The organism is Streptomyces odonnellii, assembly GCF_000981895.1.
In the GTDB taxonomy this organism is placed as follows: domain Bacteria; phylum Actinomycetota; class Actinomycetes; order Streptomycetales; family Streptomycetaceae; genus Streptomyces; species Streptomyces odonnellii.
Genome location: NZ_LATD01000435.1, coordinates 1 through 5,666 on the forward strand (window position 1 = coordinate 1; position 5,666 = coordinate 5,666).

Here is a 5,666-nt window from a genome sequence, read left to right on the forward strand (position 1 = left end):
GGTATGGAGTGGGGTACGGGGGCCGGGAGTCCCCGTAGCCCCCCGTGACTCCACTCCATACCATACGAGTGACCCAGGCCGGGTCCGGACAGCGTGTTCCGGGCCCGGCTCTTGTGTTGTCGCCGGTGCCTGCCGGTGCCGGTGCTGGCGTGGGCGTCCGGTGTTGGTTCCGGCGTCCGGTACTGGTGCTGGCGTCGGCGTTCGGTGTCGGCGTGCGTGAGTGTCCGCGCGGGGCGCGGCGGGCAGCCGGCTCGGTCTCAGTGCTTGCCCGAGGCGAGTTCCTTGGCCGCTTCCGTCAGGTCCTTCGCCGTGTCGATGGCCCGCCAGTACGCCCCCTGCGGCAGCGGAAAGCCCGCCAGGCTGCGCTCGCGCGCCAGCCGCGGGAACGTCGTCCGCTCATGGTCACCGCGCTCGGGCAGCAGCTCCGCGAAACGCGAAGAGAACACATACACACCGGCGTTGATCAGATAAGGCGACGGCGGCGCCTCGATGAAGTCCAGGACATGGCCGAACTCGTCCGTCTCGACGGCGCCCCATGGAATCCGGGGACGGGCGAGGGCGAGCGTCGCCGTCGCGTCGCGCTCCGTGTGGAACGCGGCCATTTCGCGCAGCGAAAAACGTGTCCAGATGTCGCCATTCGTGGCGTACCACGGCTGCTGCGGGGCAGGAAGCCTGGCAGCGGCGTACTTGAGCCCACCGCCGCGCCCGAGGGGCTCGGGCTCCACCACGGTCGTGACGTGCAGCGGCAGATCCGCCGACTCCAGCCAGTCCTGGAGGACTTCGGCGAGATGGCCGCACGAGACGACGGCATCGGTCACGCCCTCGGCGGCGAGCCAGGCAAGCTGATGGCCGATGATCGGGGTCCCCGTGCCGGGGATCTCGACCATCGGCTTGGGACGGTCGTCGGTGTACGGGCGCAGCCGCGACCCCTGGCCGCCCGCGAGGACCACGGCCTGCGTCGGAAACGTATGCATGCCGTGAACGATAGGCGGGCCGGCATGGCGGGCGGGCCCCCGGTCGGTTTCCCGCGGGCGCACCGGCATCCGCAGGCCGGTTGGCTTAGGCGGGCCGGTTGGTTTGCGCGGGCGGGGACGTCGGCGTCCGTGGGCGGGGGCGTCGGCGTCCGCGGGTGGGTCGTCGGCTTCCGCGGGCCGGTCAGCTTCCCGCGGCCTGCTGTGAGACGCCGTACGCGAAGGAGGTGTCGCACACGGGACGCGAGAACGACTGCGCGCGGGTGGGTCCGTACACCGCCACGGCCGCACGGCCCAGGGCCCGCGCGATCGACATGCAGTGCCTGGCGAGCGACGGACGCTCCTCGACCTGCCGCTGAAGATGCGTCAGGGCGATGCCCGGGTCCTTCTCCTGAAGTTCCACAAGGAGCTGTTCGCGCAGAATATCCTGGGGCGTACGGGACTTGGCCCGTACCGAAGCGGTGTCCGAGGACGCGGTCAGGACCTGCGACTCGGCTGTGCCGGCCGCCCACGGGACGCGGGCGACCGCGAGAGTCCCGGAGAGCACCAGGACGACGGGCAGTACGAGAGCGAGAGTTCGGCCGATACGGCGGGCTGAGTGGGTCACGCAGGCGAGCGTAGCGGCCAGTGATGATTTGGCGACATTTAGTCACTCTCCCGAGGGATGGTTCGAGCGTTCTTTTCGAATCGTGGGTTGACGGCGCTGTCCGAAAAGGCCTGTGTGCCGGGGTATTTGTCGACACACGTAAACGGCCCCGCACCGAAGTGCGGGGCCGTACAGACGAATTCGGACGAGACCCCCGGGAGGCGAGACCTCAGGGCGGCGAGGTCCCACGGCAGACGGGCCCCATGGGAGGCCCGGCAGGCGTGCCGTCTGGAGAGTCGATCCGAAGAGCCGGTCCGGCGAGCCGATCCAGGGAGCCGGTCCGGGGAATAGCCGGCCGACTCAGTCGGTCAGACGCTCACCCGTCGAGGTCGAGAAGACGTGCGTCTCGCCCGCGCGCGGTACGACATGCAGCTTGGCGCCCTTCTCCGGCACCGCGCGCCCGTTGACGCGGACCACGATGTCCTTCCGCTCGCTGCCGAGGTCGGCGGTGCCGTACACATAACCGTCGGCGCCCAGCTCCTCGACGACATTGACGGTCACGGCCAGACCGGCCGGCGCGTCCTTGGAGAGCGCGCCCGCGGCGCCGCCCGCCTCCGCGAGATCGAAGTGCTCGGGGCGGACACCGACCGTCACGGTCTTGTCGCCCTTGGCCGAGGCGGCGGCGAGCGCCTCGCGCGACACCGGCACCACGCTGTTGCCGAACTTCACACCGCCGTCGGTGATCGGCACCTCGACCAGGTTCATGGCCGGAGAGCCGATGAAGCCGGCGACGAAGAGGTTGCTCGGCCGGTCGTACATGTTGCGCGGCGAGTCCACCTGCTGGAGGAGCCCGTCCTTGAGGACCGCCACCCGGTCACCCATGGTCATGGCCTCGACCTGGTCGTGGGTCACGTACACCGTGGTGATGCCAAGGCGGCGCTGGAGCGACGCGATCTGCGTACGGGTCGAGACACGGAGCTTGGCGTCGAGGTTCGACAGCGGCTCGTCCATGAGGAACACCTGCGGCTCACGCACGATGGCGCGCCCCATCGCGACACGCTGCCGCTGACCACCGGAGAGCGCCTTCGGCTTGCGGTCCAGGTACTCCGTGAGGTCGAGGATCTTCGCGGCCTCCTCGACCTTCTTCCGGATCTCCGCCTTGTTCACACCGGCGATCTTGAGCGCGAAGCCCATGTTGTCGGCGACGGACATGTGCGGGTAGAGCGCGTAGTTCTGGAACACCATGGCGATGTCCCGGTCCTTCGGCGGCAGGTGCGTGACATCGCGGTCACCGATACGGATGGCCCCGGCGTTGACGTCCTCAAGACCCGCGAGCATTCGCAGGGAGGTCGACTTGCCGCAGCCGGAAGGACCGACGAGTACGAGGAACTCGCCGTCCGCGATCTCGATCTCGAGCTGATCGACGGCGGGCTTGGTGGAACCCGGGTAGACGCGGGTTGCCTTGTCGAACGAGACAGTTGCCATGACGCTGTGTCCCTCCACCGGCAGGAACGTGCCGGACGATCCGAGTAAAGGAATGGTTCTCCCGCCGCGAGGCGGAAGATGGGTCTAGTCCACCTGGGTGAACTGCGGGTGACGCTACCTGGCGTTTCCCGTTCTGTCAGCACTCCGGCGACAGGTAAATTCTTGGCGCGGGCCAGGTTGGGCAGAGCAGCCCACTTTTGACCTCTCAGGCCGTGGGCGGGCGGTCAGAGCAGTTGACTCTTGACCGCAATCGCACCACAGCGTGGACTCACCGCCCTCGCGGGCGGCACTTCCTGCTTCGACACCCATAGCCGGTCGGCCGCGACCCTCAAGGATCATGCCCGGACGGTCTTACGCGGGCTCCACAGGCATTCCGGCCGACGGCCCGTCGGTCCGTACCGCAACAACCACCACAACCGCCGCTTACGCGGTCAGCAGGCAGTCCTCCAGTTCCGAGGCCTTGATCACCGGCGGAGGCACCCGGCCCGGCGGCAGCGCCGAAGCCGCCAGCCAGTACAACCTCATCCCCTCGTCCCGGAGGTTCACCGCCGCATTCACATCCCGGTCATGCACTACATCGCACTCCGCGCACTTCCAGGCCCGTACCGACACATCGAGCCGCGGACCCTTCGTATGACAGGACGAGCAGCGCCGCGTGGACGGAAAGAAACGGTCGACGATCACCAGCGTCCGCCCGTACCACGCGCACTTGTAGCGCAACTGACGCAGCAACTCACCCCACGCCGCATCCAGGATCGACCGGCTCAGCCTGGCCTTGCGCCGTCTTCCCTTGCCCTTCGCCGGGCACAGCAGGGTCACGATGGACAGGTCCTCCACCACGAGCACTTGGTTCTCGCGCACGAGGTGGGTGGTGAACTGATCCAGCATGTCCCTGCGGACATCCCCCATGAGGGCATACAACCGGGCGATCCGGAGCCTTGCCTTGTCTCTGTTCTTCGAACCCCTCCGCTTACGGTGCAACCCCCGCTGCAACCTGGCCAACTCGTCCTCGTACTTTTTCAGCAGCCGAGGATGATCAAGCTTCGTTCCGTCATCCAACGTCACCAATGACGCCAGACCAAGATCCAGCCCCGCAGCCTTCGGCTCAGTCGTCCCTGGCAGAAACACCGGAGGCAGCGGGTCGATCCGCTCCTCCATCAGCACCGAGAGAAAGAACCGGCCGGCCCGGTCCCGGGTGATCGTCAGCTTCACCGGAAGCGTCCCGGCGGGCAGCGCACGCGACCACCGCACATCCAGCGGCTCCGACTGCTTCGCCAGCGTCACCAGCCCGGTCCCCGGCCGCTCCGGATCCTCCATCCAGCGAAAACCGGTCCGCACATACGTCGCCGAATCACGCGACCGGTGCTTCCGCTTCCGCTGCGGATACTTCGCCGACCCCCGGAAGAAGCGCGAGAACGCGCCCTCCAGATGCCGTAACGCCTGCTGCAACACCGTCGAGGACACCTCGCCGAGCCACGACGTCCCCTCCGCACGCCGCCACCCCGTCAGCGCCCGGCACGTCTCCGCGAAACCCACGGAGACCCGGTGCTTCTCCCAGGCACCCGCCCGCAAGGCGAGCCCTTCGTTGTAGACCCAGCGGCACGCACCGAAAGTGCTCGCCAACTGCGCGGCCTGGACCGGCGACGGATAGAAGCGGAAGCGATACACACGCTGCTGCGTTCCAGCCTCCTTGTCCCGGCTCTTCAGCGGAGTGGCACGGCGTTTGTGGTGCTTGCGCCGGTCGGCTATGCCGAGCACTTCGCGCTTGACGCGCTTGGCTTCGGCGCCGGTGACGCGTACTGCGGGGTCTATCGCTGAGTCCGTCACAACCACTCCCCATGGTCTGATCGTCGCAACAGAACGTCAGTCCTTACAACGAATGTGTGATTGTGGGGTCACGCAGGTACGAGAACTTTGTGGCTGGGGCGGTCGGGCGCTGTGTAGAGTGTGAGAGGTTTCGCACGTGGTTTTGGCGTGCGCTAGTGCCGCCTTAGCTCAATCGGTAGAGCGCCGCCCTTGTAAGGCGTAGGTCGTCGGTTCGATTCCGACAGGCGGCTCTGTAGAAACAGTGTCCCGGCCCCTCCAGGGTCCGGGACACTTGCGTTTTCCCCGGCCGTTCGCGGCTGTCCCGCCGTTCACAACTCCCCCGTCAGCGGCCCGAGATGCGGTTGGCCGTGCGGGCAATGGGGTGGGTGGTGGGGGTGTTCGTGGTGGATTCTTTGCTGTCCGCCGTGCGGTAGGCCGCGTACAAGGCGTGGACGCCCAGCCAGCGGAAGGGTTCCGGTTCCCAGTTGCGGACCTTGTGGTGGACCCAGGGGAGGGTGGTCAGGTCCGTGGGGCCCGCCTGGCCCGAGTCGTGCTGGATCAGATCGCGGAGGGTGCGGGCGGCGAGGTTGGTGGTGGCCACGCCGGAGCCCACGTAACCGCCCGCCCAGCCGAGGCCGGTGGTGCGGTCCAGGGTGACGGTGGCGCACCAGTCGCGGGGGACGCCGAGGACGCCGGACCAGGCGTGGTCGATACGGGCGTCGGCGGTGGCGGGGAAGAAGCGGACGAGGATCTCGCGGAGCGCCTCGACGGTGGCGGGCGGGGTGGGGGCGGGGTCGGCGAGGCGGGCGGCTCGGGAG

General features: G+C 68.1%; 4 protein-coding genes, 1 tRNA gene and 1 pseudogene. 1 reads left to right on the forward strand and 5 read right to left on the reverse strand.

The window, feature by feature from the left end; all coding sequences use genetic code 11:
• Positions 1 to 257 precede the first annotated feature (257 nt).
• The 4 genes from WH07_RS32055 to WH07_RS32070 all read right to left on the reverse strand — a co-directional run bounded on the left by WH07_RS32055 (position 258) and on the right by WH07_RS32070 (position 4,869).
• The gene (locus tag WH07_RS32055; protein ID WP_046507950.1) at positions 258 to 974 is read right to left on the reverse strand and encodes a nucleotidyltransferase family protein; all 717 of its coding nucleotides are present in this window, start codon (positions 972 to 974) and stop codon (positions 258 to 260) included.
• A 181-nt stretch (positions 975 to 1,155) separates the two neighbouring features.
• Positions 1,156 to 1,578: a hypothetical protein gene (locus tag WH07_RS32060; RefSeq protein ID WP_046507952.1), complete on the reverse strand. Its 423-nt coding sequence runs from the start codon at positions 1,576 to 1,578 to the stop codon at positions 1,156 to 1,158.
• A 339-nt stretch (positions 1,579 to 1,917) separates the two neighbouring features.
• Positions 1,918 to 3,042 (reverse strand): ABC transporter ATP-binding protein, encoded by a 1,125-nt coding sequence (locus WH07_RS32065; RefSeq protein ID WP_046507954.1) that lies wholly within the window; start codon positions 3,040 to 3,042, stop codon positions 1,918 to 1,920.
• Between the two features lie 423 nt (positions 3,043 to 3,465).
• Positions 3,466 to 4,869 carry an RNA-guided endonuclease InsQ/TnpB family protein gene (locus WH07_RS32070; RefSeq protein ID WP_079023731.1) on the reverse strand — a complete coding sequence of 468 codons (1,404 nt, stop codon included), beginning with the start codon at positions 4,867 to 4,869 and terminating at the stop codon, positions 3,466 to 3,468.
• Between the two features lie 157 nt (positions 4,870 to 5,026).
• Between WH07_RS32070 and WH07_RS32075 the strand changes: the two genes are divergently transcribed.
• A tRNA-Thr gene (locus tag WH07_RS32075) sits at positions 5,027 to 5,099 on the forward strand.
• 92 nt (positions 5,100 to 5,191) lie between these two features.
• On the opposite strand, the pseudogene WH07_RS32080 reads toward WH07_RS32075, so the two are convergent.
• Positions 5,192 to 5,666, reverse strand: a pseudogene (locus tag WH07_RS32080) (FAD-dependent oxidoreductase); the annotation flags it as partial.

What these genes read in the sequence shown, in the direction of transcription:
- WH07_RS32055 (WP_046507950.1), bottom strand. Translation starts at nt 974, where the DNA reads ATGCATACGTTTCCGACGCAGGCCGTGGTCCTCGCGGGCGGCCAGGGG.
- WH07_RS32065 (WP_046507954.1), bottom strand. Translation starts at nt 3,042, where the DNA reads ATGGCAACTGTCTCGTTCGACAAGGCAACCCGCGTCTACCCGGGTTCC.